At 71.3% G+C, this 26813-nt stretch carries 25 protein-coding genes and 1 riboswitch; of the genes, 10 read left to right on the forward strand and 15 right to left on the reverse strand.

Going from position 1 to position 26813, the window contains the following annotated elements; all coding sequences use genetic code 11:
• Positions 1 to 74: 74 nt before the first annotated feature.
• Complete coding sequence (locus B6R96_RS12360; protein ID WP_030385972.1) at positions 75 to 1544, reverse strand: sensor histidine kinase; 1470 nt, start codon at positions 1542 to 1544, stop codon at positions 75 to 77.
• A gap of 418 nt (positions 1545 to 1962) precedes the next feature.
• Positions 1963 to 2562, reverse strand: a complete 600-nt coding sequence (locus B6R96_RS12365; protein ID WP_081522494.1) for a TetR/AcrR family transcriptional regulator — start codon at positions 2560 to 2562, stop codon at positions 1963 to 1965.
• An 84-nt stretch (positions 2563 to 2646) separates the two neighbouring features.
• Here B6R96_RS12365 and B6R96_RS12370 point away from each other — a divergent pair, with 84 nt between their 5' ends.
• Both B6R96_RS12370 and nagB read left to right on the forward strand, forming a co-directional pair.
• Positions 2647 to 3408, forward strand: a complete 762-nt coding sequence (locus B6R96_RS12370; protein ID WP_081522495.1) for an SDR family oxidoreductase — start codon at positions 2647 to 2649, stop codon at positions 3406 to 3408.
• A gap of 166 nt (positions 3409 to 3574) precedes the next feature.
• Entirely contained in the window at positions 3575 to 4360 is a 786-nt protein-coding gene (gene nagB / locus B6R96_RS12375; protein ID WP_030385969.1) for a glucosamine-6-phosphate deaminase, read from the forward strand.
• A 94-nt stretch (positions 4361 to 4454) separates the two neighbouring features.
• Here the strand turns inward: nagB and B6R96_RS12380 are convergent, their stop codons facing one another.
• From B6R96_RS12380 to B6R96_RS12395, 4 genes are all read right to left on the reverse strand, one after another.
• Positions 4455 to 5936 (reverse strand): glycoside hydrolase family 3 protein, encoded by a 1482-nt coding sequence (locus tag B6R96_RS12380; protein WP_030385968.1) that lies wholly within the window; start codon positions 5934 to 5936, stop codon positions 4455 to 4457.
• Positions 5937 to 5943: 7 nt separating this feature from the next.
• Positions 5944 to 6843, reverse strand: coding sequence for a carbohydrate ABC transporter permease (locus B6R96_RS12385; RefSeq protein WP_237291403.1), 900 nt, complete (start codon positions 6841 to 6843; stop codon positions 5944 to 5946).
• A complete protein-coding gene (locus B6R96_RS12390) occupies positions 6840 to 7835 on the reverse strand; it encodes a carbohydrate ABC transporter permease (RefSeq protein WP_030385966.1) in 996 nt (331 codons plus the stop codon). Before B6R96_RS12390 ends, B6R96_RS12385 begins: the two co-directional genes overlap by 4 nt.
• 74 nt (positions 7836 to 7909) lie before the next feature.
• Positions 7910 to 9190, reverse strand: coding sequence for an extracellular solute-binding protein (locus B6R96_RS12395; protein WP_052873822.1), 1281 nt, complete (start codon positions 9188 to 9190; stop codon positions 7910 to 7912).
• A gap of 289 nt (positions 9191 to 9479) precedes the next feature.
• Here B6R96_RS12395 and B6R96_RS12400 point away from each other — a divergent pair, with 289 nt between their 5' ends.
• The 6 genes from B6R96_RS12400 (at position 9480) to B6R96_RS12425 (ending at position 17130) form a co-directional block, all read left to right on the forward strand.
• Complete coding sequence (locus tag B6R96_RS12400) at positions 9480 to 10244, forward strand: GntR family transcriptional regulator (RefSeq protein ID WP_030016685.1); 765 nt, start codon at positions 9480 to 9482, stop codon at positions 10242 to 10244.
• Positions 10245 to 10407: 163 nt separating this feature from the next.
• Entirely contained in the window at positions 10408 to 12627 is a 2220-nt protein-coding gene (locus tag B6R96_RS12405; protein WP_237291404.1) for a carbon starvation CstA family protein, read from the forward strand.
• Positions 12624 to 12821, forward strand: a complete 198-nt coding sequence (locus B6R96_RS12410; RefSeq protein ID WP_030385963.1) for a CstA-like transporter-associated (seleno)protein — start codon at positions 12624 to 12626, stop codon at positions 12819 to 12821. The genes B6R96_RS12405 and B6R96_RS12410 overlap by 4 nt, the downstream gene beginning before the upstream one ends.
• 100 nt (positions 12822 to 12921) lie before the next feature.
• Positions 12922 to 13419 (forward strand): GNAT family N-acetyltransferase, encoded by a 498-nt coding sequence (locus tag B6R96_RS12415; RefSeq protein WP_053703961.1) that lies wholly within the window; start codon positions 12922 to 12924, stop codon positions 13417 to 13419.
• A 51-nt stretch (positions 13420 to 13470) separates the two neighbouring features.
• Positions 13471 to 13592: riboswitch (cobalamin riboswitch) on the forward strand.
• A 143-nt stretch (positions 13593 to 13735) separates the two neighbouring features.
• Complete coding sequence (locus B6R96_RS12420; protein WP_030385961.1) at positions 13736 to 16114, forward strand: ribonucleoside-diphosphate reductase subunit alpha; 2379 nt, start codon at positions 13736 to 13738, stop codon at positions 16112 to 16114.
• Positions 16114 to 17130 (forward strand): ribonucleotide-diphosphate reductase subunit beta, encoded by a 1017-nt coding sequence (locus B6R96_RS12425; protein WP_030385960.1) that lies wholly within the window; start codon positions 16114 to 16116, stop codon positions 17128 to 17130. Before B6R96_RS12420 ends, B6R96_RS12425 begins: the two co-directional genes overlap by 1 nt.
• A gap of 87 nt (positions 17131 to 17217) precedes the next feature.
• Here B6R96_RS12425 and B6R96_RS12430 read toward each other — a convergent pair whose 3' ends face one another.
• The gene (locus B6R96_RS12430) at positions 17218 to 17430 is read right to left on the reverse strand and encodes a hypothetical protein (protein ID WP_051779187.1); all 213 of its coding nucleotides are present in this window, start codon (positions 17428 to 17430) and stop codon (positions 17218 to 17220) included.
• Between the two features lie 81 nt (positions 17431 to 17511).
• On the opposite strand from B6R96_RS12430, the gene B6R96_RS12435 reads away from it, so the two are divergent.
• Entirely contained in the window at positions 17512 to 18477 is a 966-nt protein-coding gene (locus tag B6R96_RS12435; RefSeq protein WP_030385959.1) for a helix-turn-helix domain-containing protein, read from the forward strand.
• A gap of 12 nt (positions 18478 to 18489) precedes the next feature.
• Here the strand turns inward: B6R96_RS12435 and def are convergent, their stop codons facing one another.
• The 8 genes from def to B6R96_RS12475 form a co-directional block, all read right to left on the reverse strand.
• Positions 18490 to 19125, reverse strand: coding sequence for a peptide deformylase (gene def / locus B6R96_RS12440; protein WP_030385958.1), 636 nt, complete (start codon positions 19123 to 19125; stop codon positions 18490 to 18492).
• 82 nt (positions 19126 to 19207) lie between these two features.
• A complete protein-coding gene (locus tag B6R96_RS12445; protein WP_030385957.1) occupies positions 19208 to 20194 on the reverse strand; it encodes a tetratricopeptide repeat protein in 987 nt (328 codons plus the stop codon).
• 105 nt (positions 20195 to 20299) lie between these two features.
• Complete coding sequence (locus tag B6R96_RS12450; RefSeq protein WP_081522496.1) at positions 20300 to 21559, reverse strand: HD-GYP domain-containing protein; 1260 nt, start codon at positions 21557 to 21559, stop codon at positions 20300 to 20302.
• On the reverse strand, positions 21556 to 23034 hold the full coding sequence (locus B6R96_RS12455) for an HD-GYP domain-containing protein (protein ID WP_081522497.1): 1479 nt from the start codon (positions 23032 to 23034) through the stop codon (positions 21556 to 21558). Before B6R96_RS12455 ends, B6R96_RS12450 begins: the two co-directional genes overlap by 4 nt.
• Positions 23035 to 23260: 226 nt before the next feature.
• Complete coding sequence (gene rsrA, locus B6R96_RS12460; RefSeq protein WP_030012982.1) at positions 23261 to 23566, reverse strand: mycothiol system anti-sigma-R factor; 306 nt, start codon at positions 23564 to 23566, stop codon at positions 23261 to 23263.
• Positions 23563 to 24207, reverse strand: coding sequence for a sigma-70 family RNA polymerase sigma factor (locus B6R96_RS12465; protein ID WP_030385954.1), 645 nt, complete (start codon positions 24205 to 24207; stop codon positions 23563 to 23565). The genes rsrA and B6R96_RS12465 overlap by 4 nt, the downstream gene beginning before the upstream one ends.
• A 288-nt stretch (positions 24208 to 24495) precedes the next feature.
• Positions 24496 to 25146, reverse strand: coding sequence for an alpha/beta hydrolase family protein (locus B6R96_RS12470; protein ID WP_107475505.1), 651 nt, complete (start codon positions 25144 to 25146; stop codon positions 24496 to 24498).
• A gap of 38 nt (positions 25147 to 25184) precedes the next feature.
• Positions 25185 to 26003, reverse strand: coding sequence for an SOS response-associated peptidase (locus B6R96_RS12475; RefSeq protein WP_030385952.1), 819 nt, complete (start codon positions 26001 to 26003; stop codon positions 25185 to 25187).
• 53 nt (positions 26004 to 26056) lie between these two features.
• Between B6R96_RS12475 and B6R96_RS12480 the strand changes: the two genes are divergently transcribed.
• Positions 26057 to 26770 carry a M50 family metallopeptidase gene (locus B6R96_RS12480; RefSeq protein WP_030385951.1) on the forward strand — a complete coding sequence of 238 codons (714 nt, stop codon included), beginning with the start codon at positions 26057 to 26059 and terminating at the stop codon, positions 26768 to 26770.
• Positions 26771 to 26813: the final 43 nt, after the last annotated feature.

Here is a 26813-nt window from a genome sequence, read left to right on the forward strand (position 1 = left end):
CCGAAGCATTCGGTCCGGGGCTCAGTGCTGTGCGGGCGCCACGCAGAGCGTCACGCTGAGTTACGGACCGGCTGCTACTTCTGCGGGGTGGACGGGATGTCCAGGACGACCTTGGTGCCGCGCGGCTCGGCCCGGACCATGTCGAAGGTGCCGCCGAGCTCCCCCTCCACGAGGGTCCGTACGATCTGCAGCCCGAGGTTGCCGGCCCGCTGAGGATCGAATCCCTCGGGCAGACCGCTGCCGTCGTCGAGCACGGTGATCAGCAGCCGGCCGTCGGTGCGACCGGTTCCGGAGCGGATCGCGGCCACCTCCACGGTCCCCCGCTCCCCCTGGGCGAAGGCGTGCTCCAGGGCGTTCTGGAGGATCTCGGTCAGCACCATCGACAGCGGAGTGGCGACCTCCGCGTCCAGGATCCCGAACCTGCCGGTACGCCGGCAGTCGACCCTGCCCGGCGAGATCTCCGAGACCATCGCGATGACGCGGTCGGCGATCTCGTCGAACTCGACCCGCTCGTCGAGGTTCTGAGAGAGCGTCTCGTGCACGATCGCGATCGATCCGACACGGCGCACGGCCTCGTTGAGCGCCTCACGCCCCTGTGCGGAATCCATCCGGCGGGACTGGAGCCGCAACAGTGCGGCCACGGTCTGGAGGTTGTTCTTCACCCGGTGGTGGATCTCCCGGATGGTCGCGTCCTTGGTGATCAATTCACGTTCGCGACGTCGCAGTTCCGTGACGTCGCGGCACAGCACCAGGGAGCCGATCCGGGTGCCCTTCGGCTTGAGCGGGATGGTGCGCAGCTGGATGACCCCGCTGTTGCCCTCGACCTCGGTCTCCCGGGGGGCCCAGCCGCTGGCGAGTTTGACCAGGGCCTCGTCCACCGGCCCGCGGGAGGGCGCGAGTTCGGCGGTGGTGTTGCCCAGGTGCTGGCCGACGAGGTCGGAGGCGAGGCCGAGCCGGTGGTAGGCGGAGAGCGCGTTCGGCGAGGCGTAGGTGACCACGCCCTCGGCGTCGAGGCGGATGAGGCCGTCCCCGACGCGCGGGGAGGCGTCCATGTCGACCTGCTGGCCGGGGAACGGGAAGGAGCCCGCCGCGATCATCTGGGCCAGGTCGGAGGCGGACTGGAGGTAGGTCAGCTCCAGCCGGCTCGGTGTACGCACAGTGAGCAGATTGGTGTTGCGCGCGATCACGCCCAGGACCCGGCCCTCGCGGCGGACGGGGATCGACTCGACGCGGACCGGCACCTCCTCGCGCCACTCCGGGTCGCCCTCGCGCACGATCCGGCCCTCGTCGAGCGCGGCGTCCAGCAGCGGCCGGCGGCCGCGCGGCACCAGGTGGCCGACCATGTCGTCCTGGTACGAGGTGGGACCGGTGTTCGGGCGCATCTGGGCGACCGAGACGTACCGCGTGCCGTCGAGGGTGGGCACCCACAGCACGAGGTCGGCGAAGGACAGGTCGGAGAGCAGTTGCCACTCCGAGACCAGCAGGTGGAGCCACTCCAGGTCGGTTTCACCGAGAGCGGTGTGCTGGCGTACGAGGTCGTTCATGGAGGGCACGTGGCGAGCGTACCCCGGGTACGCGCCATGACTTTGCCCACGACAGTACTCAGGAGTATCCAAGCGGGGCGCGAGCCGCGTACTGTTGGAGGAAGTGACGGGTTTCCGGGCCCTGTCATTGGATGGACAGAACAGAATGGTCTAGTCCACAATTGATGGAAGAACCTCCGCCCTCCCCGCACAGGAGGACGGATCGAGGTAAGCCGCGCGCTCTGCCCTGACCGCGCAGGCACCTCCACCGGCCGTCGGGAACCGCACACCTGTCGGCCGTAAGTACTCCGGGCTACGGTGCCGGGCGGGTCGAGGGTCCCGTTCTGCACCGTGGCCCAGAGGAACTCCCCCCGCGGGACCGCGGAGGGAATGCGGGGCGGAAAGCCCCCCCGGCCGCACTCGGCCGCACCGCACCGGCCTATCGGGCCTCGGGCCAGGCCAGCAGGGCCCGCTCCGCCACCGCTTCCAGCTCTTCCCGGGTCGCCCCGTCGCGCGACTGCTGCGACATCCCCTGGAGCACCGCCCCCGCGTACCGGGCCAGCGCCCGCGCGTCGGTGTCGGCCGGCAGCTCCCCCGTGGCCATGTCGGCCCGGATCCGGCTCTCGAACATCTCCAGGCCGGCGTTGCGCCGCTCGCGCAGCGCCTGTGCCACCTCCTGCGAGGTGGTGTTGGTCGCGGCGCTGATCACCATGCAGCCCCGCGGGTGGGCCGGGTCGGTGTAGATCTCGGCGGCCTCGCGCAGGATGCGGGCGACGGCCGCCCCTGCGGTGGGCTCCTCGGCGAGCGCCACCCCCGCGAAGTCCGCGTACCGGCCCCCGTAGACCCCCACGACCTCATCGAAGAGCGTGCGCTTGTCGCCGAAGGCCGCGTAGAGGCTGGGGGCGCTGATGCCGAGCGAGGCGGTCAGGTCGGCGATGGAGGTCGCCTCGTAGCCGTGCTCCCAGAAGGCGAGCATCGCCTTGTCGAGGGCGGCGTCGCGGTCGAAGGAACGGGGCCTGCCGCGCTGTCCTGTCACCATGCCCGCATTCTATAGCGCTCGCTAGGGAATCTGGTACGTTCCTTTCTGTAGCGACCACTAGCAATTACTGGAGGGGGGCGCGTCATGGGCGTGCTCGAGGGGAAGACGGCACTGGTCACCGGCGGCAGCCGGGGCATCGGACGGGCGGTGGCCGAGCGGCTGGCGCGGGACGGGGCCCTGGTCGCGGTGCACTACGGCCGGGACGCGGCGGCGGCACAGGAGACCGTCGAGGCGATCGGGGCGGCCGGCGGACGGGCCTTCGCCATCGGGGCGGAGCTCGGCGTCCCCGGTGACGCACGGGCCCTGTGGGCGGCGTACGCGGCCCATCCCGCGCACACCGAGGGGGTGGACGTCCTGGTCAACAACGCCGGGGGCGCGGCCTTCGCGGGGATCGCGGAGACCGACGAGGAGACGTACGACCGGGCCCACGCGCTCAACGCCAGGGCGCCGTTCTTCGTGATCAGGTACGGGCTGGAGCGGCTGCGGGACGGGGGCCGGATCGTGAACGTGACCGGCACCCCGGACATCGCCCTGCCGGCCATCCTGGCCACGATCACGGCGAAGGGCGCGGTGAACGCGCTGACCCGGTCGCTGGCCGCCGAACTGGCCCCGCGCGGGATCACGGTGAACTCGGTGGGCCCGGGCATCACCGAGACCGACCTCAACGCGGACCTCCTCGCGGACGAGGCGACCCGGGCGCACCTGGCCGCCCGCTCCGTCTTCCACCGCGTGGGCACGGCGCCGGAGGTCGCCGACGTGGTGGCCTTCCTCGCCTCGCCCGACTCCCGCTGGGTCACCGGACAGCACCTGGACGCGACGGGAGGCCTCCAGCTGGCCCTGCTCTGAGCCCGGCTCCCGGGCCCGGCCCGCCGCGCTCCGCAGCCCGGAGCACCGGCGGGCCGGACGCCCGGATCCGGACCACCATGGATATCGGCGAGACCCCCGCCGTACGCGCCGGCCTCTGCTAGATTGGTCTATACCACACCACTCACTCCAGATCGGCAGGCCCCGCGTGGAAGTTGTCATCGTCCCGGACGCCAAGGCAGGCGGCGAGCTCATCGCGGAGGCCATGGCCGCCCTGGTGCGCCGCAAGCCCGACGCCCTGCTCGGCGTGGCGACCGGCTCTACCCCGCTGCCCATCTACGAAGCCCTCGCCGCCAAGGTCCGGGCCGGACAGGTCGACGCCTCCGGGGCGCGGATCTGCCAGCTCGACGAGTACGTCGGCCTGCCGGCCGGGCACCCCGAGTCCTACCGCGCGGTGGTGCTGCGCGAGGTCGTCGAGCCCCTGGGCCTGTCCGAGGCCTCCTTCATGGGCCCCGACGGCTCCGCGGAGGACATCGTCGGCGCGTGCGAGGCCTACGACCGTGCCCTGGCCGAGGCCGGCGGCGTCGACCTCCAGCTCCTGGGCATCGGCACCGACGGCCACATCGGCTTCAACGAGCCGTGCTCCTCGCTCGCCTCCCGCACCCGGATCAAGACGCTGACCGAGCAGACCCGCGTGGACAACGCGCGCTTCTTCGACAACGACCTGGACCAGGTGCCGCACCACGTCATCACCCAGGGCATCGGCACCATCCTCGACGCCCGCCACCTGGTCCTGCTGGCCACCGGCGAGGGCAAGGCCGAGGCGGTCGCGCAGACCGTCGAGGGCCCGCTGTCCGCGCTGGTGCCGGCCTCCGCGCTGCAACTGCACCGGCACGCCACGGTGGTCGTGGACGAGGCGGCCGCCTCGAAGCTGAAGCTGGCCGACTACTTCCGCCACACCTACGCCAACAAGCCGTCCTGGCAGGGGCTGTAGCCGCACCGGCACACCGAAGGGCCTGGTCCCCCCCTGCGGGGCCAGGCCCTTCGGCATGTGCGGGCTCGTCCGGCCGTCCGGCGTTACCGCAGGGCTACGCCCCCGCGATGACTTCCGCCGCGGCTCGGCCGCAGACCCGGGACGCGCCGTGCGTCGCGATGTAGAGGGCTCCGCGGGGCTCCGTCCGCGGCAGGCCCATCTCGACCACGACCGTGTCCGGCCGGGCCGCGACCAGCGCGTCGACGGCCTCGGCCATCCAGGGGTGCCGGTGCGCGTCACGGACCACCGCGACGACGGTACGGTCCCCCGCGGCCGCCAGGATGTCCCCGGCCGAGGCGCCCTGCGGGTAGACGCCCGAGGCGGTGCCCGGGAGCAGCCCGGCGAGTTCGGCCGCCACGCCCCACGGGGTCTCGTCCCCCACCGCGATGTTCGCGACGGGGGCGAGCGTGGCGACGTAGGGGCCGGTGAGCGGCTTGATCGAGCCCGTGACGAGCAGGGCGCGGCGGGCGGCGGTCAGCCCGATGCCGGACGCGCGGCTCCCCTCCGGCTGCGCGTCCGGCCGGGCCCCGCGGGTCCATGCGGCGAGCGCGCGGACGCGGGCGGCGGCGTCGGCGAGGCGCTCCTCGGGCAGTGCCCCCTCGCGGACGGCCGCAACCAGCGCGTCGCGCAGCCGCAGGACGGTGGCTTCGTCGGCGAGTCCGCCGCCGACGCAGATGGCGTCGGCGCCGGCCGCGATGGCCAGCACCGAGCCGCGCTCGATCCCGTACGTGCCGGCGATGGCGTGCATCTCCATGCCGTCGGTGACGATGAGGCCCTCGTAGCCGAGCTCCCTGCGCAGCAGACCGGTCAGGATCTGCGGGCTGAGCGTGGCCGGGCGGGTCGGGTCGAGGGCGGGCACCAGGATGTGCGCGCTCATCACGGCCCTGGTGCCGGCCTCGATGGCCGCCTTGAAGGGTACGAGCTCGCGGGCCTGGAGGGTGTCCAGGTCCACGTCGATGCGTGGCAGGGCGTGGTGCGAGTCGACGTTGGTGTCGCCGTGGCCGGGGAAGTGTTTGGTGCACGCGGCGACGCCGGCGGCCTGGAGGCCCTCGACGTAGGCGGCGGTGTGCCGGGCGGCGAGGTGGGTGTCGGCGCCGAAGGACCGTACGCCGATCACCGGGTTGTCCGGGTTGGAGTTGACGTCCGCGGACGGGGCCCAGTTGAGGTTGACCCCGCACTCGGCGAGGCGGCGGCCCAGCTCGCGGGCGACCTCGCGGGTCAGCGCGGTGTCGTCGACGGCGCCGAGGGCCAGGTTGCCGGGGAAGGACGAACCGCCGCGGACCTCTAGGCGGGTGACGTCGCCGCCCTCCTCGTCGATGGCGACCAGGACGTCGTCGCGCTCGGTACGCAGCTGCGCGGTCAGCGCGGCGAGCTGCTCGGGCGAGGCGATGTTGCGGCCGAACAGACCGACGGCGGTGAGGCCCTCGCCGACCCGGCGGAGCAGCCAGGCGGGCGCGGTGGTGCCCTCGAAGCCGGGCTGGAGGACGGCGAGGGCGTCGCGGGTGACCGTGTCGGTGCGGTGCGCAAGAACAGTCATGGGGCCGTTATCCCTTCACGGCGCCGGCGGTGAGGCCCGCGGCCATCTTGCGCTGGACGATGAGGAAGAGGACCACGATCGGGACGGCCATCATGGTGGAGCCGGCCATCATCGGGGCGAACTCGGTGCCGTGCTTGGTGGTGAAGTTGCCGAGCCAGACGGTGGCGGTCTGGTTCTGCTGGCTCATCAGCATCAGCGCGTACAGGTACTCGTTCCACGCCTGGATGAAGGCGTAGACGGACGTGGCGACCATGCCCGGGGCGAGCAGGGGGAAGACGACCCGCAGGAAGGCGCCGGTCGGCGTGCAGCCGTCGACCATGGCCGCTTCTTCCAGCTCCTTGGGGATGTTGACGATGAAGCCGCGCAGCGTCCACACGGTGAAGGGCAGGACGAAGGTCAGGTACGTGATGATCAGGCCGGTGAGCTTGTCGTACTGGCCGAGGTCGTTCAGGAGCAGGAAGACCGGGATGATCATCGCGACGAGCGGGACCATCTGGACGGCGAGGATCCCGACGATCACGACCTTGCGGCCGCGGAAGGCGAAGCGGGAGATGGCCAGGGCGGCCAGCATCCCGACGGCGATGCCGATGACGACCACGACGAGCGAGACGATCAGGCTGCGGCCGACCGGGCCCCAGAAGTCGGCGATGTCCAGCGCGCGGGAGAAGTTGGCCAGCGTGAAGGTGTGCGGGAAGAACTGCGGATCGGGGTTGATCGCTTCCTTGGACGGCTTGAAGGCCGTGTTGAGCATCCAGTAGACGGGGAAGCCCGCGGTGGCGAAGACCAGCAGGCCGAGGAGGTTCCAGCCGAGCTTGGACTTCCGCCGCTGCTTCAGGCCTGCGCCGCGCGCGGTCGCGGGGCGGGCGGCGGGCGCAGTGGACGCGGTGGACGTGGTGGTCACGCTCATTCCACCTCTCCGATCTTGAGCATCTGGCGCATGTAGACGGCGACCACGCCGAGCAGCAGCAGGACGGTCACCAGGGCGATCGCGGAGCCGCCCGAATAGTCGTTGACCACGAAGGCCTGCTGGTACGAGTAGGTGGTCAGCAGCTGGAACTCGGCTTCCGGGTTCCCGTTGCGCATCACGAAGACCTGCGGGAAGACGCCCATGTCCCAGATGACGGAGAGGGTCGTCAGCATGACGAGGATCGGCTTCAGGATGGGGAGGGTGACGTGCCGGAACACGCCCCACGCGCCCGCGCCGTCGAGCCGGGCGGCCTCCTCCAGCTCCTTGGGAACCTGCGTGAGGCCCGCGCTGAGGGTGATGACGACGAAGGGGACCGCGCCCCAGACCACCAGCAGCATGATCACGGCGAGGCCCTGGGGGCCGCTGGTGAACCAGTTGTGGCCGATCATGTCGACGCCGGGGAGCTTGCTCATCAGGTAGTTGAGGACGCCGTAGTCGGCGTCGAAGAGCCACTTGAAGACGGCGGTGGCGACGATGATGGGCATGCCCCAGCTGGCCACGAGGGCGATGCTGATGAGTGCCTTGACCCAGCCGGAGACCTTCTGGAGCAGCAGCGCGATGAGCATGCCGATCACCATCGTCGCGGCGACCGCGCCGACCGCGAAGATCACCGTACGCAGGACGACGGCCCAGAACTCGCCGTCGCCGAGGATCTTGGCGAAGTTGTCGAAGCCGACGAACTCGGGATCCTTGAAGCCCCAGAGCTCGGACTTGCCGAAGCTCTGGAAGGACAGGGCCACCAGCCGGTAGAGCGGGTACCCCATGACGAGGGCGATGACCAGCAGGCACGGGGCCAGCAGCAGCCAGGGCGTGGCGCCGGGGCCCTTGCGGCCGGTGCGGCCCGGTGCGGCCGGGCTTCCCGACTTCGCTCCGGGGGAAGTCTTCTGCTTCGCCGGCGGCAGGTCGGCGGTGGTTGTCTGTGCGGCACTCATCGCGCGCTCCTCGGGGGTCCCTCTCTTGACGGGCAGCAGGGCCCCGCCGTCCGGCGGGGCCCTGCCCACTCAGGTCACTTGGTGTTGATGACCTTGTCGATCTCGGCGTCGGCGGCCTTGGCCGCTTCCTCGACCGACTTGTTGCCGGTGCCGATGTCGCGCAGCGTGGTCTGGAGGAGCTTGGCCTTCTCGATCTGGCCCCAGCCGGACGCCGTCGGGACGAACCAGGAGGACTCGGCGGCGGTGGCCGCGACCTGCGTCTTCGGGTCGGCCTTCAGCGGGCCGAGGTCCGTCTTGTTGTTCGGCAGGTTGCCCTTCTCGACCAGGCCCTTCTGGCCCTGGGCGCCGGTGAAGACGTTGATCCACTCGGCGGCGATGTCCTTGGCCTTGGACTTGGCCGGGATGGCCAGGTCCGAACCGCCCAGGAAGACCGGGAGGTTCTTGCCGCTCGGACCGGGCTGGACGAAGTTCTCCAGCTTGTCCTTCAGGCCGCCGACCTTGTCGTTCTCCGGGGTGGCGGCGGTGGCGCCCTCCCAGGCGGCGGCGAAGATCGCCGCGGAGTTGCCCTGGCCGAAGACGACCGGACGGTCGGACTCGTCCTTGGTCTTGTCGGCGTGCATGTACTTGTCGAGGAGCTCCTTGTACTGCTTCAGCCCCTTCAGCGACTCGGGGGAGGACAGGTTGCCCTTCCACTTGTCGCCGTCCTTCTTGGCGATGCTGCCGCCCGCCTCGTAGACGAAGGACATCGCGGCGTACCAGTCCGGGGAGGGCTGGTAGAGGGCGCTGAACTTGTCGCCCTTCGCGGCCTGGATCTTGTCGAGGGCGGCGGTGTACTCGGCCCAGGTCTTCGGCGCGGCGGTGACGCCGGCCTCGGCGGCGATGTCCTTGCGCCAGGTGCCGACGCGGCCACCGGCGTAGTAGGGGACACCGTAGGTCTTGCCGTCGTAGGTCACGGACTCCTTGAGGGCGTCCAGCCAGGCGGCCGAGTTCTCGAACTTCGACGGGTCGACCTCGGCGAAGGCACCGGTCGACATGTAGCCGATCATCTCGGAGTTGCCCATCTCGACAACGTCCGGGGCCTTGTCCGTGGCGAGCACGGCGTCCAGCTTGGCGTTCTTGTCCGGCCAGCCGTAGTACTCGTGCTTGATGGTGAGACCCGGGTGCTTGGCGACGATCGCGTCGTCGGCAGCCTTCACGAGCTCCGGCCAGTTCTTCTGCGCGTCGACCGTCAGCCAGACGGTGAGCTCCTTGGCATCGGAGGCCTTGTCGCCGCCCTTGCTGTCGGAATCACCGCACGCCGCGAGGCCGATAACCATGCCCGCGACTCCAACCGCCGCGATGAGCTTGCGCTTCACGCCACCCTCCTCAGGGATGCCTGCCTGCACTTCCCTTGCCCGCCGCGGTGACATACGCGAAGTACTGCCGTGGGGCCGGGATCTGATCCATATTGGTTTAGACCAGTAGCTGGAGCTTGGCCTAGACCTTTAGGGGTGTCAAGGGTCTAATGAGCGGGTGTCCGGTCCGTTATCGGACCGACACCTGGGGAGAGAGAAGGCCTGTCCCCCCTTACGTGTCACGATGTGACCGCACATATCGGAGGAGCCGGTGACGGCAGCGAAACTGGAGTCGGGAAGGCGGGCGGCGATGGCCACCGAAGGGGCGACCACGGAGCCGGAGGGCGGGGCGGCCACTCGCACGGCGCGCGTGCCCAAGTACTACCGACTCAAGCGGCACTTGCTCGACATGACCGAGACCTTGCCGCCCGGCACCCCGGTGCCGCCGGAGCGCACGCTCGCGGCCGAGTTCGACACCTCGCGGACCACCGTCCGGCAGGCCCTCCAGGAACTGGTCGTAGAGGGGCGACTGGAGCGGATCCAGGGCAAAGGCACCTTCGTCGCCAAGCCCAAGGTCTCCCAGGCCCTGCAACTGACCTCGTACACCGAGGACATGCGGGCCCAGGGTCTGGAACCCACCTCCCAGCTCCTCGACATCGGGTACGTGACGGCCGACGACACCCTCGCCGGACTGCTCAAGATCACCACCGGTGGACGGGTGCTGCGCATCGAGCGGCTGCGGCTGGCGAGCGGCGAACCGATGGCCATCGAGACCACCCACCTGTCGGCGAAGCGCTTCCCCGCACTGCGCCGGTCGCTCGCCAAGTACACCTCCCTCTACACCGCTCTCGCCGAGGTGTACGACGTGCACCTGGCCGAGGCCGAGGAGACCATCGAGACCTCGCTGGCCACCCCGCGCGAGGCCGGCCTGCTCGGCACGGACGTCGGCCTGCCGATGCTGATGCTCTCCCGGCACTCCCTGGACGCCGACGGCGAACCGGTGGAGTGGGTGCGGTCGGTGTACCGCGGCGACCGGTACAAGTTCGTCGCCAGGCTCAAGCGTCCCGCCGTCTGACCTCGCACGTTCCGCCCCGCCCGACCCCGTCCGGCCCCGCCCGCCGGACCCCGCCCTACCGAATTCCTTCACATACCGGAATGCGGACGGACCCTTACGCTCACCGGGCAATCCCCCGTAGATTCCCTGCCCTTACGCAGATGATCGACGAGGGGACGAGGTCATGCCTGAACCGGAAGCAACAGGGACAGAACGGGACGCGGCGAGTCCGGGCACCACGCCCGGCTCGCCCTCTCCCAAGTCCATCGCCGTGTGGGTGCTCGTCGGACTCGTCGGCGCCATCGGCTGGGGCGTGCTCGCGCTCTCCCGCGGCGAGGAGATCTCCGCCGCCTGGCTGCTCGCCGCCGCACTGGGCTCGTACGCGATCGCCTACCGCTTCTACGCGCGCTTCATCGCGGACCGCGTACTGAAGGTGGACGCCACCCGGGCCACCCCCGCCGAACGCCTTGACAACGGTGTCGACTTCCACCCCACCGACCGCCGGGTGCTCTTCGGCCACCACTTCGCCGCCGTCGCCGGCGCCGGCCCGCTCGTCGGACCCGTGCTCGCCGCGCAGATGGGCTACCTGCCGGGCACCATCTGGATCGTCGCGGGCGTGATCTTCGCCGGGGCCGTCCAGGACATGGTCACCCTCTTCTTCTCCACCCGCCGCGACGGGCGTTCGCTCGGCCAGATGGCCCGGGACGAGATCGGCCCCGTCGGCGGGGCCGCCGCCCTGGTCGCCGTGTTCGCCATCATGATCATCCTGCTCGCGGTGCTGGCCCTGGTCATCGTCAACGCCCTGGCGCACTCGCCCTGGGGCGTCTTCTCCATCGGCATGACCATCCCGATCGCCGTCTTCATGGGCTTCTACCTGCGCGTGCTGCGGCCGGGCCGGGTCACCGAGGTCTCCGTCATCGGCGTCGCGCTGCTGCTGCTCGCCATCGTCGCGGGCGGCTGGGTCGCCGAGTCCTCCTTCGCCGGCACCTTCACGCTGGAGAAGGAGACGCTGGTCATCTGGATGGTCGTGTACGGCTTCCTGGCGTCGGTCCTGCCGGTGTGGATGCTGCTCGCGCCCCGCGACTACCTCTCCACCTTCATGAAGGTGGGCACCATCGCGCTCCTCGCGCTCGGCGTGGTCATCGCGATGCCCACCCTGAAGATGCCCTCGGTCACCGACTTCGCGGCGAGCGGCGACGGCCCGGTCTTCGCCGGGTCGATGTTCCCCTTCGTCTTCATCACCATCGCCTGCGGCGCGCTCTCCGGCTTCCACGCCCTGGTCTCCTCGGGAACCACCCCGAAGATGATCCAGAAGGAGACCCAGGTCCGCATGATCGGCTACGGCGCGATGCTGACCGAGTCCTTCGTCGCCGTCATGGCGATCATCGCGGCCTGCATCATCGAGCCCGGCCTCTTCTTCGCCGTCAACTCCCCCGGCGGCGTCATCGGCACCACCATCGAGTCCGCCTCCCAGGCGGTGACGAACTTCGGCTTCGCCATCTCCCCCGAGGCGCTCACCCAGGCCGCCAAGGACGTCGAGGAAGCCAGCCTGCTCTCCCGCACGGGCGGCGCCCCGACCTTCGCACTCGGAATGTCGGAGATCTTCTCCGCCGTGATCGGCGGCGCGGGCATGAAGGCGTTCTGGTACCACTTCGCGATCATGTTCGAGGCGCTCTTCATCCTGACCACGCTCGACGCGGGCACCCGCGTGGGCCGGTTCATGCTCCAGGACACCCTCGGCAATGTGCACAAGTCCTTCAAGGACGTCAGCTGGAAGCCCGGCGTATGGTTCGCGAGCGCGATCGTCGTCGGCGGCTGGGGCTACTTCCTGTGGGTCGGCATCAAGGACCCGCTGGGCGGCATCAACCAGCTCTTCCCGCTCTTCGGCATCGCCAACCAGCTGCTCGCCGCGGTCGCGCTGGCCGTCTGCACCACGCTGCTGGTCAAGTCCGGGCGGCTCAAGTGGGCCTGGGTGACGGGCGTCCCGCTGGTCTGGGACGCCACGGTGACCCTCACCGCGAGCTATCAGAAGATCTTCTCCGAGGACGTGAAGGTCGGCTTCTTCGCCCAGCGCGACAAGTACCAGGCGGGCATCGACGCCGACAAGGTGCTGGCGCCGGCCAAGAACATGGACGACATGCACACCGTGGTCACCAACGCCACGGTCGACGGCGTGCTCTGCGCCTTCTTCGCCGTCCTGATCATCGTGGTCCTCGCGGACGCCGCCCGGACCTGCCTGAAGGCCGTCCGCGACCCGGGATCGGCGACCCTCTCCGAGGTCCCGTGGACCGAGTCGAAGATCGTCGCCCCGGCCGGGCTGATCGCGACCGCCGAGGAGCGGGCGGAGCTCGCCACGGCCGGCCCCGAGGCGGGCGGCGGACACGTCAAGGAGCCGGTGGCGTGAGCGCCGTACGGAGCGCGCTGGCGAAGGCGCGGTTCTACGTACGGGAGTTCTCGGGGGAGGCCGCCTACGACCGGTACGTGGCCCACGCCCGCTCCCACGACCCGGACGCGGAGGTCCTCACCCGCCGCGCCTTCGAACGCGCCCGTACGGACGCCCGCGAGGCGGACCCCCGCGAGGGCTTCCGCTGCTGCTGAGCCGCCCCGCACACCGAAGGCCCCGCCGGACACCTCCGGCGGGGCCTTCGCCGGGTCCGCGCCCGCCGCCGGCGCCGACCCGTCCTGCACACTCGAGCGCATGGACATGGTGATCAGAACGGCGGTGCCCGCCGACTATGCGGAGCTGGGCGGGATCACGGCGCAGGCCTACCTCGCCGACGGGCATCTGGACTTCAACGAGGACGACGCCTACCTGAACGTGCTGCGCGACGTGGCCGGCCGGGCCGCCCTGGCCGAGGTGCTCGTCGCCGAGCGGGACGGGCGGGTGCTGGGCGGGGTGACCTTCGCCGCCCCCGGCAGCCCGCTCGCCGACATCGCCGCCCCCGACGAGGCGGAGTTCCGGATGCTCGCGGTGGCCCACGCGGCGCGCGGGCAGGGCGCCGGCGAGGCTCTGGTGCGGGCCTGCATCGAACGGGCGCGGGCCGTCGAGGGGGTCACGGGCATCGTGCTCTCCACCCAGCGCAGCATGGCCGGCGCCCACCGGATCTACTCCCGACTGGGCTTCGTACGCACGCCGGAGCGGGACTGGGCGCCGATCGAAGGCCTGACACTCCTGACGTATCGACTCAAGCTGTAGCCACGCCGACACTACATGTGGGGGTTGCCGCATCGGGCCGCCCCCACATGTATGCTCATGCCTGCTGTCGCCGCAGGGGAATCCGGTGGGAATCCGGAACTGTCCCGCAACGGTATGAAGTGTCCGACATCCGGACGCCAAGTCCGATGACCTGCCGACAGCGCGCCCGGCTCGACCGAACCGGGTGCCGACACGTCCGGGCCTCGCGGTTGGGCCGGTGGACGCCATGCGGGGCAAGCGTTCCTGTCGCGCCCGCATGCGCCCGCTCGCGCCCCGCTCCGCCGATGACCGGGCCGAGCGAGGGAGAGCTCCCGCCGTGACCATCGCGCCTTCCGCACCGCGCGCCGAGTCCACTTCTGGCGACAACACCGAGGGCCCGGGGGCCACGCTGCTGCGTACCCTCACCGAACTGACGGCGGACCTCCCCGACACCGACCCCGGCCGGGTCGCGGCCTCCGCGCTGCGCGGCCGCAGCTCCGCCGCCGACGACGCCGAACTGCGCGGGCTGGCCACGGAGGCCGCCGCCGGTCTGATCTCCGAGGACCCGGCCTACTCCCGGCTCGCCGCCCGCCTGCTGACGCTGGCCGTGCGCGACGAGGCCGCGAGCCAGGGCTCCACCTCCTTCTCGGCCTCCGTCGAGGTCGGCCACCGCGAGGGCCTCATCGCCGACCGCACGGCCGAGTTCGTGCGCACCCACGCGAGCCGCCTGGACTCGCTCGTCGAGCTCACCCTCGCCGAGGGCGCCGACGACCGCTTCGGCTTCTTCGGCCTGCGCACCCTGCACAGCCGCTACCTGCTGCGCCACCCGATCACCCGTCAGGTCATCGAGACCCCGCAGTACTTCATGCTGCGCGTGGCCTGCGGCCTCGCGGCGGACGACAGCGTGCAGGCCGTGGAGGAAGTGGCCTCGCTGTACCGGCTGATGAGCCGTCTGGACTACCTGCCGTCCTCCCCGACGCTCTTCAACTCCGGCACCCGGCACCCGCAGATGTCCTCCTGCTACCTGCTGGACTCCCCGCTGGACGAGCTCGACTCGATCTACGACCGCTACCACCAGGTGGCCCGGCTCTCCAAGCACGCCGGCGGCATCGGCCTCTCGTACTCCCGCATCCGCGCCCGCGGTTCGCTGATCCGCGGCACCAACGGCCACTCCAACGGCATCGTGCCGTTCCTGAAGACCCTCGACGCCTCCGTCGCCGCCGTGAACCAGGGCGGCCGCCGCAAGGGTGCCGCCGCCGTCTACCTGGAGACCTGGCACGCGGACATCGAGGAGTTCCTGGAGCTCCGCGACAACACCGGTGAGGACCAGCGCCGTACGCACAACCTGAACCTCGCCCACTGGGTGCCGGACGAGTTCATGCGCCGCGTGAACGCCGACGCCGAGTGGTCGCTGTTCTCCCCGGCCGACGTGCCCGAGCTGGTCGACCTGTGGGGCGACGCGTTCGACGCCGCCTACCGCAAGGCCGAGGCGGACGGCCTGGCCCGCAAGACGATGCCCGCCCGCGACCTGTACGGCCGGATGATGCGCACCCTCGCGCAGACCGGCCAGGGCTGGATGACCTTCAAGGACGCCTCCAACCGCACGGCGAACCAGACCGCCGAGCCGGGCACCGTCGTGCACTCCTCGAACCTGTGCACCGAGATCATCGAGGTCACCAACGACGGCGAGACGGCCGTCTGCAACCTCGGCTCGGTCAACCTGGGCGCCTTCGTCGTGGACGGCGAGATCGACTGGGAGCGGATCGACGAGACCGTCCGCACCGCCGTCACCTTCCTCGACCGCGTGGTGGACATCAACTTCTACCCGACCGAGCAGGCCGGCCGTTCCAACGCCCGCTGGCGCCCGGTGGGCCTGGGCGCGATGGGCCTCCAGGACGTCTTCTTCAAGCTGAAGCTGCCCTTCGACTCCCCCGAGGCGAAGGCCCTGTCCACCAAGCTCTCCGAGCGCATCATGCTGGCCGCCTACGAGGCCTCGTGCGACCTGGCCGAGCGCAGCGGCCCGCTGCCGGCCTGGGAGCAGACCCGCACCGCCCGCGGTGTCCTGCACCCGGACCACTACGACGTCGAGCTGAACTGGCCGGAGCGCTGGGAGGCGCTGCGCGCCCGCGTCGCCGAGACCGGCATGCGCAACTCCCTGCTCCTCGCCATCGCCCCGACGGCGACGATCGCCTCGATCGCCGGCGTGTACGAGTGCATCGAGCCGCAGGTCTCCAACCTCTTCAAGCGCGAGACGCTCAGCGGTGAGTTCCTCCAGGTGAACGGCTACCTGGTGGAGGAGCTGAAGCAGCTCGGCGTGTGGGACGCCCAGACCCGCGAGGCGCTGCGCGAGTCCTCCGGCTCGGTCCAGGGCTTCAGCTGGATCCCGGCCGAGGTGCGCGAGCTGTACCGCACGGCGTGGGAGATCCCGCAGCGCGGCCTGATCGACATGGCGGCGGCCCGTACGCCGTTCCTGGACCAGTCGCAGTCGCTGAACCTGTTCCTGGAGACGCCCACCATCGGCAAGCTCAGCTCGATGTACGCGTACGCCTGGAAGCAGGGGCTGAAGACCACGTACTACCTGCGCTCGCGCCCGGCGACGAAGATCGCCCGGGCCGCGCAGGCGGCCACCCCCGTCGAGCTGCCGCAGGCGGTCGCCGACGCCGAGGCGCTGGCCTGCTCCCTTGAGAACCCCGAGTCCTGCGAGGCCTGCCAGTAATGAGCTCCAACGACAACAAGAACCTCCTGGACCCGGGCTTCGAGCTCACGCTCCGCCCGATGCGCTACCCGGACTTCTACGAGCGCTACCGGGACGCGATCAAGAACACCTGGACCGTCGAGGAGGTCGACCTCCACTCGGACGTCGCCGACCTGGCGAAGCTGACGCCCTCCGAGCAGCACATGATCGGCCGGCTGGTCGCGTTCTTCGCGACGGGCGACTCGATCGTCTCCAACAACCTGGTGCTGACGCTCTACAAGCACATCAACTCCCCGGAGGCGCGCCTGTACCTGTCGCGCCAGCTGTTCGAGGAGGCCGTGCACGTCCAGTTCTATCTGACGCTGCTCGACACCTACCTGCCCGACCCGGACGACCGTGCGGCCGCCTTCGACGCGGTCGAGGAGATCCCGTCCATCCGCGAGAAGGCGCAGTTCTGCTTCAAGTGGATGGACTCGGTCGAGAAGATCGACCGGCTGGAGACGGCCGCGGACCGCCGCCGCTTCCTGCTGAACCTGATCTGCTTCGCCGCGTGCATCGAGGGCCTGTTCTTCTACGGCGCCTTCGCGTACGTGTACTGGTTCCGCTCGCGCGGTCTGCTGCACGGCCTGGCCACCGGCACCAACTGGGTGTTCCGTGACGAGACCATGCACATGAACTTCGCGTTCGAGGTCGTGGACACGGTCCGCAAGGAGGAGCCGGAGCTCTTCGACGACGCTCTCCAGCAGCAGGTCACCGACATGCTGAAGGAGGCCGTGGAGGCGGAGCTGCAGTTCGGCCGCGACCTGTGCGGTGACGGCCTGCCGGGCATGAACACCGAGTCGATGCGCGAGTACCTGGAGTGCGTCGCGGACCAGCGCCTGGTGCGTCTCGGGTTCCCGCCGGTGTACGGCTCGCAGAACCCGTTCTCCTTCATGGAGCTCCAGGGTGTGCAGGAGCTGACGAACTTCTTCGAGCGCCGCCCGTCGGCCTACCAGGTCGCGGTCGAGGGCACGGTCGACCTGGACGAGGACTTCTAGGGGTTCCAGGGGTTCCAGGGGTTCCAGGACTCACCGGGGAGCCGGGATGCGGAGGGATCCGTGTCCCGGCTTCTCGCGTTCCCGGGTTCAGTGGATGACGGGGCCCAGGTGCCACCCGCCGGGGCGGCGCGGGGTGGGCGGCAGGCCGCCCGAGCGCTGGCGGGGCAGCCACACCAGTCGGGTGGCGACGGCCCGCAGCTGCCGGTCGATGCGCCGGTCGCGCAGGATCCCGTACAGGCCGGGCCCGATCAGCAGGGCGGCGAAGGCGAGGACGACGAGGTAACTCACGAAGGTGGTCATACCTCTACTGTCCGCCCGATCGCCCATGATCGACAGTGGCAGTACTGTCATAGAAGACCGAATTACTGCCACACTGCTCCCATGCTGAAAAACGTGGCCGTGGCCCTCGTCGACGGAGTCGCCCCCTTCGAGCTGGGGATCTTCTGCGAGGTGTTCGGAATCGATCGCAGTGACATGGGCCTACCGGTGTACGACTTCGCCGTCTGCGCGGTGGAGGAGGGGCCGCTGACCGTGGGCGGGGGCGCCTTCGCGATCACCCCCGCGCACGGGCCGGACCGGCTGGAGGAGGCCGACCTGATCTGCCTGCCCGCCGCCGGTGACGCCGACCGGCGCATCTACCCCGAGCCCCTGCTCGCGGCCCTGCGCCGGGCCGTGGCCCGCGGTGCGCGGGTGCTGAGCGTGTGCAGCGGGGCGTACGTACTGGGCGCGGCCGGGCTGCTGGACGGCCGCCGCTGCACCACGCACTGGATGCACTCCGCGACCCTGGCCCGCCGCTTCCCGCGGGCGGTCGTCGACCCGGACGTGCTCTACGTGGACGAGGGCTCGGTGATCACCGCCGCCGGCACCGCCTCGGGCATCGACGCGTGCCTGCACCTGGTCCGCCAGGAGCACGGGGCCGAGGTGGCCAACGTCATCGCGCGCCGGATGGTCGTACCGCCGCACCGGGACGGCGGGCAGGCCCAGTTCATCCAGCGGCCGCTGGCGCGCACGGCCTGCGACACGGTGGGTGAGGTGATCGAGTGGATGGCCCGCCACCTGGACGAGGAGATCACCGTCGAGCAGCTCGCGGAGCGCGCGCACATGTCCCCGCGGACCTTCGCCCGCCGCTTCCTCCAGGAGACCGGCACCACCCCGTACAAGTGGGTGCTGCGCCAGCGGGTCCTGCTGGCGCAGGAACTGCTGGAGTCGACCGGCGACACGGTGGACGCGATCGCCGGCCGCTGCGGCTTCGGCAACGCGGCCGCCCTGCGCCACCACTTCCTGCGGACCCTGGGCACCACGCCGAACTCGTTCCGGCGCGCCTTCCGGGGCCCGCAGGCCGCCTAAGTGTGTTGTCGATCAGGCGTTCGGGACGGTCTCGTAGCGCGGGGTGCCCTCTTCCATCTGCCGCAGGGCGTCCTTGCGGTCCCGCTTCGAGAGGCGGTCGATGTACAGGTAGCCGTACAGGTGGTCGGTCTCGTGCTGGAGGCAGCGGGCGAAGTAGCCGGTGCCGCGCACCTTGATCGGGTTGCCCTGCGCGTCCTGGCCCTCGACCTCGGCGTAGTCCGGGCGGGCCAGCGAGGCGTACGCCGTCGGGACCGACAGGCAGCCCTCGTTCGAGTCGTCCAGCACGCGTGCGGCGGCCGGCAGCTCGATCAGCTTGGGGTTGACCACGACACCGGTGTGGCGGTTGCCGTCGTCGTCCGGGCAGTCGTAGACGAAGACCTTGGCGTCCACGCCGATCTGGTTCGCGGCCAGGCCCACGCCCTCGGCCGCCTTCTGGCTCGCGAACATGTCGTCGATCAGCTGCGCCAGCTCGTCGCCGAACTCGGTGACGTCCTTGCACTCCCGGTGCAGGACCGGGTTGCCGACCACGGTGATCGGACGGGCCGTGCCGCGCTGACGGTGGGCGAGCTCGCGCGCCTCACAGTCCTCGGTGTCCACGACGTACCCGTCGTTCACGCTCTCGACAACCTCGTTCTCCTGCTGCGACATGTCCGCCGTACGCCTTCCGTAAGTCCCGGTCACCGATGGTCGTCGTGGCCACCGATGTGCCCGTACAGCCTACGGCCCCGGGTCAGCAGACTTCTTCGAGATCCCGCCACTCGCGGGTGCCGGGGCTGTCCGCGACCCAGCCGTCGAGCAGTCCGCGCACCAGGCCGGCCGGTGCCGCGATCCCGCATTCGCGCTCGGGGACCCACAGGGACCCGGAGCCCGCCGTACGGTGCCCGAGCGGTCCGGGGTGGCCCGGCTCGCTGTGGTCGTGCGGATCGAGGTGCTCGCCGTCGCCCTCGTCGCTCGGCATCTCGCTCTCCGAGCAGGTCCGGCACAGCAGCCGCACCGACGAGGACCAGTCCTCCGCGGCGAACCCGGCGTCCGAGGCCAGCTGCTCCAGCGCGTCGCGGTCCGCCTCGGTGGCCGCCTCCAGCAGCACCACCCAGGTGGGCACGGGCGACGGCGCCCACAGCTCGATCTCGTCGAACACGGGGTACGAGGGCCCGGCCGCGGTCACCCGCTCGCCGTGCGGGACGCCGTCGTGGAGCACCACCTCGCCCCAGCGCCGCCCCGAGGACGGCAGCGGGATCGACAGGACCTCCAGCCGGGCCGGGTCCAGCCGGCGGCCCCAGACCACCTCGGCCTCGCCCTCGGGCGAGAGCCGCACGGCGGCGCTGCCCAGTTCCATGCCGACCGGTTCGCCCGCACCGGCGGCGTCCCCGGGCACCTTCAGCCCGTACGCCTGCCAGGCCCGCCGGGCCAGCGGCCAGTCCTGCAGCGCGGTGGCGGCGATCCCCACGTTCCACCAGTCCGGGGCGCCGGTCTCCCGGTCCAGCAGGGCCACGGCGCGCAGCCCGGCGGCCCGCGCCTGCTCCCAGTCGTGCCGAAACTTGTGCAGCAGCGCCAGATTGAACCAGGACTCGGACAGCCAGGGCTCCAGGTCCGCCGCTCTGGTCAGGAGCGCGCCCGCGTCCTCGTACCGCCCGTCGCCGATCAGCGTGAACGCGCGGTCGGTCGCCTGCCGCCACGAGGCGGAGGGTCGATGCCGTACCTTCCCGAAGATCCTCACGATTCCCGCCTGCCGGTCCAACGGTGCAGCCTTGCGGACACTCCTACGGTCCCTCTTACTGGCATCCAACCATGCCCACTCGGACGGCCGCTCATTACCCATGGGTTACCCAGGTGGGACGGGCACCACTCTGTCACGTCCGCCCCTGGCCAGAACCCTTGCCAGGCACTCCACGACCTCCGGCTGGTAATCGTGCCCGGTGCCCAGGCGGAGCCGCTCCAGAGCGGCCAGTGAGCCACCCGGGTGACGGCTCCCGCCGACCAGATCGTCGTACGCATTCACCGTACGCACGATCCGGGCCGATGGGGGCTGCTCCCGGTACGGATCCGCCTGCCGCTCCACGATCACGGCGACCTCGGCCGGCACCCCGGTCTGCCGGGCCACCTCCCCGCCCAGCTCGGCGATGCGGCGGGCCTCGGCCCCGGGCAGCTCGGCCGTGGCCCCGTCCGGGACCGGGTCGACGAGGGAGAGCTGCCCGATGTCGTGCATGAGGGCGGCGTACTCCAGCACCGTCAGCTCCCGCTCCGACAGGCCCAGCTCCCGGCCGACGGCGCAGCTCAGGGCGGCCACCCGGCGGGAGTGGCCCGGCGGGGTGCAGCCGGCGATCTCGGTGGCACGGGCCAGGGAGGTGATGGTCTGGCGGTAGGTGGTGCGGATCGCGGTGATCCGGTGGAAGGACAGCTGGGTCAGCAGCAGGGGCACGCTGAAGACGGGTATGGCCCACAGCCCCGCGACGGCCGCACCGAGGGCCATCACGACCCCGGTGGCGCAGATCGCCGAGCCGATGCCGAGCTGGGCGCGCAGCTCGTCGCGCAGCAGGGGCCCGTACGGCCAGCCCGTCCGCGCCCGGGCCAGGGCGGCGGCGAGCACGGCGTCGCACAGGGCGGTGAGGCCCAGCAGGAGGAGCAGGAAGAGGACGAGGTACGGGCCCTGGCCGACCCGTTGCTCCAATCGGCCCGAGTTGTAGAGCGGCTGGAAACAGACGGCGGCGAAGGCGACGGTGAGCACCCGGCGGGACAGGCGGTCGAGGGCGGGCCCGCGGCCCCGGGCGATGTGCGGGACGATCCCGGCGAGGGCGGCCGCGACGACGACCGCGACGATCTGGAGCACGCCGTGGTGGGTGGGCTGCCCGGCGCTCCGGCCGAGCAGGGCGTAGGCGAGGGCTCCGGCGGAGGCGAGCGGTGCGGGGTGGCGGCCCGGCGCGTCCTGGGGGTCGCGGCGGGCCAGCTCGCCGACGGCGATCAGTGCGCCGAAGGCCAGGGCCGTGCCGGGGTCGGCGACGCCGTTCCACAGGGTGTGGGCGAGTGCGGCGACGGTGAGCACGGCTGCGGCCCCCCGCACCGTCCACACGGCCGGGGTCCTCATCCGTCCGCCCCGGCGCCGCCGGCGTCACGGGCCGCCCCCTGCCGTGTCCGGCCCACGGGCACTGCGGGCCGCTCCGGTCCCGGCGCGGGCCCGTCCCCCGGCCCCGGCTGCGCCCCGTCGCCCGCGGGTGCGGGTGCGGGCCGTGCCGGAATCACCTGGAGGTCGGCGTCCGAGGTCACCACCGGGTGCCAGCCGGTCCGGCCGATCGCGTCGACCAGCGCCCGTACCATCGCCGGGTCGAAGTGCGCCCCCGCGCACCGTTCCAGCTCGGCCAGGGCGACCGGCACCGGTCGGGCCCGGCTGTACGAGCGGGTCGAGGTCATCGCGTCGAAGGCATCGGCCACCGCCACCACGCGGGCCAGGACCGGGATCTGCTCGCCGGTCAGCCCGTAGGGATAGCCGGAGCCGTCGACCCGCTCGTGGTGGTGCAGGATCGCCGACCGGGCCTCCCCCAGGAAGCCGATGCCGCGCACCATCTCGTGCCCGTACTCGGGGTGCAGCTCGATGATGCGGCGCTCCTGCGGGGTGAGCGGCCCGTCCTTGCGCAGCAGCCGGGTGGGGACGCCGAGTTTGCCGACGTCGTGCAGGATCCCGGCGATGCGCACGGTCTCCAGCCGGTCCTCGGTCATGCCGAGCTCGCGGGCGATCATGGCGGAGGCCTGGCCGACGCGTTCGCTGTGGCCGCGCGTGTAGCGGTCCTTGATGTCGACGGCGTGGACGAGTGCGCGGATGGTGGCCCGGTGGGCGCCGCGCTCGCGGTGGTACTGGGCGAAGAGCCAGCAGGAGATGTACATCGGCAGCAGGACGAGCAGCGCGGCCGGGAGCCCGTAGGGGCTGCGCCACATCACGGCCATCATCAGTCCGGCGAGGCCGTGGACGCAGTGCGGGGTGAGGGAGCGGGTCGCGAGTCCGCGCCAGGCGGAGGCGGCGGGCCGGCGTTCGGCGACGGCCAGGATGCCGCCGTCGAGGGCGGTGAGCACGAGGCTGAAGGCGACGGCGGCGACGGCCGCGGGAAGCAGGACGTAGGGGAAGTCGGCGAGCGCCGCGGGGGGTCCGGACTCCGTGGCGGTCCCGCCGCCAAGCGCGTACGGGCCGCCCAGCAGCCCGTACGCCCGCCCCGCGACCCAGGCGGCGATCGCCTGCTGCGCGGCGTGCCACACCCGGCGCACCCCGGCGGGCCGCTGGACCACGGTGCCCGCGAAGGCGCCGGGCAGGGCGACGAGCGCGGCGGCCGCGGGCGGCAGCAGGAAGACGGCGGCGAGCACCACGGGGAAGAAGGAGCCGATGCCCTCGGGCACCCGGCTGCCCAGCAGCGGGCAGAGCCTGACGAGTTCGCAGCCGAGGTAGAGCACGGCGAGCACGGCCGCGGTCGCCCGGGGCGTACCGGAATCGGTGACGGCGGGGGCGACGCAGGCGGCGGCCACGAGGACGGCGCACAGGATGTAGGCGCGCGCCCCCGGCGGAAGTGCCCGCATGGCGCTCTCCTCCCCTGTGCCGTGCACACCGGGTGCCGAAACGAAACGGCACCGATTGGGGAGAATAGGTGGGGCCCGGAGCGCGGCGGGCCACATTTCCGCATTGGGCCATGCGGACGCCCCCGGATTAGCACATTCGGGTGAATGAAGTGCTCTTCCGGGGGCGGTTGTTCAATGGCCGGACCGGCTACCGGTCAACGGTCGCCGATACCGGATACCGACGCGGTCAGCCGGGAGCGGGATTGTCGGCGGTGACGTCGTGGTCGGGCACCGCCTGACCGGACCTGATCAGCTCGATCCGGCCCATCACCTTCGACCGCAGGTCGGTCGGCACGTCGTCCGACCCGCAGCAGCGCTTCACCAGCTTCTTCACGGCCTGTTCCAGGCCGTACTTCTCCAGGCAGGGATTGCACTCGCCGAAGTGCGTCTCGAACTTCGTGCAGTCACTGTCCGGCATCTCCTGATCGAGAAACTCGTACAGGTGATCCAGGACCTCAGAGCACTCTGTCTCGTGCGGCTCTCCGCAGCTCATGAGCCCGAGCCTTTCCGGTCGTTCGACTCTCCCGCGCCCGCGGGAACCAGCCCGCGCTCACGGGCATAGTCCTCCAGCATTCCGCGGAGTTGACGGCGGCCACGGTGCAGTCGCGACATGACCGTACCGATGGGTGTACCCATGATGTCCGCGATCTCCTTGTACGCAAAGCCCTCTACGTCGGCAAGGTAGACCGCGATGCGGAACTCCTCCGGAATGGCCTGCAGCGCTTCCTTCACATCGGAATCGGGCAGGTGGTCGAGCGCCTGCGACTCGGCGGAACGCAGTCCGGTCGACATGTGCGACTCGGCGCGCGCCAGCTGCCAGTCCTCGATCTCCTCCGCGGCGCTGCGCTGGGGTTCGCGCTGCTTCTTGCGGTAGGAGTTGATGAAGGTGTTGGTCAGAATGCGGTAGAGCCACGCCTTCAGGTTGGTGCCCTCGCGGAACTGGTGGAAGGACGCGTATGCCTTCGCATACGTCTCCTGGACCAGGTCCTCGGCGTCGGCCGGATTGCGCGTCATGCGCAGCGCGGCCGAGTACATCTGGTCGAGGTAGCCGAGGGCGTCCCGTTCGAAGCGCGCATTGCGCTCCAGGGTCGTCTCCTCCGCGTGGCCTTCGTCGGTCCCAGCGACAGGACCCACCTCCTCCGACAGCGTGGCGGCTCCGAAAGCGGATCCGCTCGAATCGGAGAATAGTCGACCTTCCCGGCCCTCCGCCGCCCGAAGCGGGCTGCGCTTGGGTGCGGGCAGCACGGTCCAGTCCAGGTCAGCGGCCTGCCGACGGTTCTGGCTGATGACCTGGGTCATGCGTTCCCTCTCCTCCGACGAGTTCCCCTACGTTCCGACATCCGAGACAACAGAGGGGGCGGGCCGTCCATTCCCGGGCACCGGGCGCGTTTCCCGCGCGCGGCGGGCGCCGGCCGGCCGCCTTCACACGGGGAGCCTCGCGAGCCACTCCGCCACCGCTTCGGTGATCGTCAGGAGGGCCTCCTCCTGGGTGGTGTCCGCCTTCTTCGGCACCGCGAAGCCGTGGTCCCCGTACGCCACCTCCACGAGCTCGTACGGGTCCTGCGCGCCCGGCTCCGGGAACTCCTCGGGCCGCCCGAAGGGGTCCCGGCCGCCCTGGACCACCAGGGTCGGCCGCCCGGCCCCGGTGAGCTCCCCGGCGCGGGACTTCTCCGGCCGGCCGGGCGGGTGCAGCGGGAACGCCAGCGCGAGCACCCCGGCCGCGCCCAGCCCGGCCGCGGTCCGGCAGGCCACCCGGGCCCCGGCGCTGCGGCCGCCCGCGACCACCGGCAGCCCGGGCTCCGCGAGGGCCGGCCACAGCCCGCGCCACCCCTCGTCCAGCACCTTGGGCGCGGCGGCGACCTTCTTCCCGGCGACCCGCCAGGGCTGTTCGACCAGGGCCACGGTGATCCCGCGGGCGGGCAGGGCGGCGGCGAGCGCCTGGAGGTCCCGGGCCTCGATGCCGCCGCCGGCGCCGTGGCTGACGGCGAGCACGAGCTTCGGCCTCGCCGCCCGGTGCCAGGTGATGCGGGCCTCGCCCGCCGTGGTGTCGACACTCTCGGTACGCGTGGTCATGCGCCCCATCCTGCCGGGCGGGATCCGGGCGGGGCGGGCTAGAAGAGGGTGGCCTCCTCCGGCGCGGCGAGTTCCGTCAGCAGCTCGGGGCCGTTGTTGCGCACGCTGCTCACGGCCGTGGACACCGGGTAGGCCCGCATCAGCCCGCCGGGCGGCGGCGCCAAGAGGTCCCGCAGGGAGCCCTCGGTGTCGGTGTTCGCGGGGTCCAGCCAGGCGTCCCAGCGGTCCGGGGTCAGCATCAGCGGCATCCGCGGGTGGATCTCGGAGAGCGAGCGCGGTCCTTCGGCGGGGGCCACGCCCAGCGGGGTGGTCTCGGCCTCGGTGGTGATCACCGAGCAGGTGACCCACCAGGCGAGCGGGTGCTCGTCGGGCAGGGTCCGGTCGCGCCAGAACTCGTAGATCCCGGCCATCGCGAAGACCGAGCCGTCGGACGGGAGCACGAAGTAGGGCTGCTTGCGGGCCCGCTTCTTCTTCCCCTCCACCTCCAGCTGCCGCTCGTCGTGGGCGGTGACCCACTCGTAGTAGCCGTCGGCGGGGACGATGCAGCGGCGCTGCGCGAAGGCCCGGCGGAAGGAGGGCTTCTCGTGGAGGGTCTCGGACCGGGCGTTGATCATCCGGGCGGCGCCGTCGGGGTTCTGGGCCCAGGAGGGGACCAGCCCCCACTTCAGGACGCGCAGCTGGCGAACCGGACGGGGGTGCGAAGCGTCTTTGAGGGGACGGTCGAGGACGACGTGGACCTCCTTCGTCGGCGCCACGTTGAAGTCGGGGGCCAGGGCCTCCTCCGGCTCCCACTTCTCTATGCCGAAGGCCTCCACCAGGTCCTCGGGCTTACGACTCGCCGCATACCGTCCGCACATGGCTGCCACACTGCCATGTCACCCCGACACCACCGCAAGGAGTCCGCCACCTCATGGACAGCAGCACGACGGCCGGCCTGTGGGACCGGCTCACGGGCATACAGACCCCGCCCGACCGGTGGCTGGTGATCGTGACCGGCCTGGTCGCCCTCGCCGCCGTCGGTCCCCGCCCGCTGTGGCGGCTCTCGCGCAACGCCATCACCATCGCGCACGAGGGCGGGCACGGTCTGCTGGCGCTGATGACCGGGCGGCGCCTGAGCGGCATACGGCTGCACTCCGACACCAGCGGGGTCACCGTCAGCCGGGGCAGGCCGACCGGGCTCGGGATGATCCTGACCGCCGCGGGCGGGTACACGGCGCCCTCGCTGCTCGGGCTGGGCGGCGCGGCGCTGCTCTCCGCGCACCGGATCACGCTGCTGCTGTGGGTGGCCACCGCCCTGCTGCTGGCGATGCTGGTGATGATCCGGAACGCGTACGGGGCGCTGACGGTGGTCCTGACCGGCGGAACCTTCCTGCTGGTGTCCTGGCTGACCCCGGCCGAGGTGCAGGCCGGCTTCGTCTATCTGGTGGTGTGGTTCCTGCTGCTGGGCGGGGTCCGGCCGGTGTTCGAGCTGGGCGCCAAGCGCCGGGGCGGCGCGGCGCCCGACTCCGACGCCGACCAGCTCGGCCGGCTCACCCACCTGCACCCGGTGGTGTGGCTGCTCTTCTTCCACGTCGTCGCCCTGTGCTCGCTGATCGGCGGCGCCCGTTGGCTGCTGGACCTGTGACCGGTCCCTGAGACGGGACCGGGATCAAGATCTGGGGTCGTGG

It is taken from the genome of Streptomyces sp. Sge12, assembly GCF_002080455.1.
In the GTDB taxonomy this organism is placed as follows: domain Bacteria; phylum Actinomycetota; class Actinomycetes; order Streptomycetales; family Streptomycetaceae; genus Streptomyces.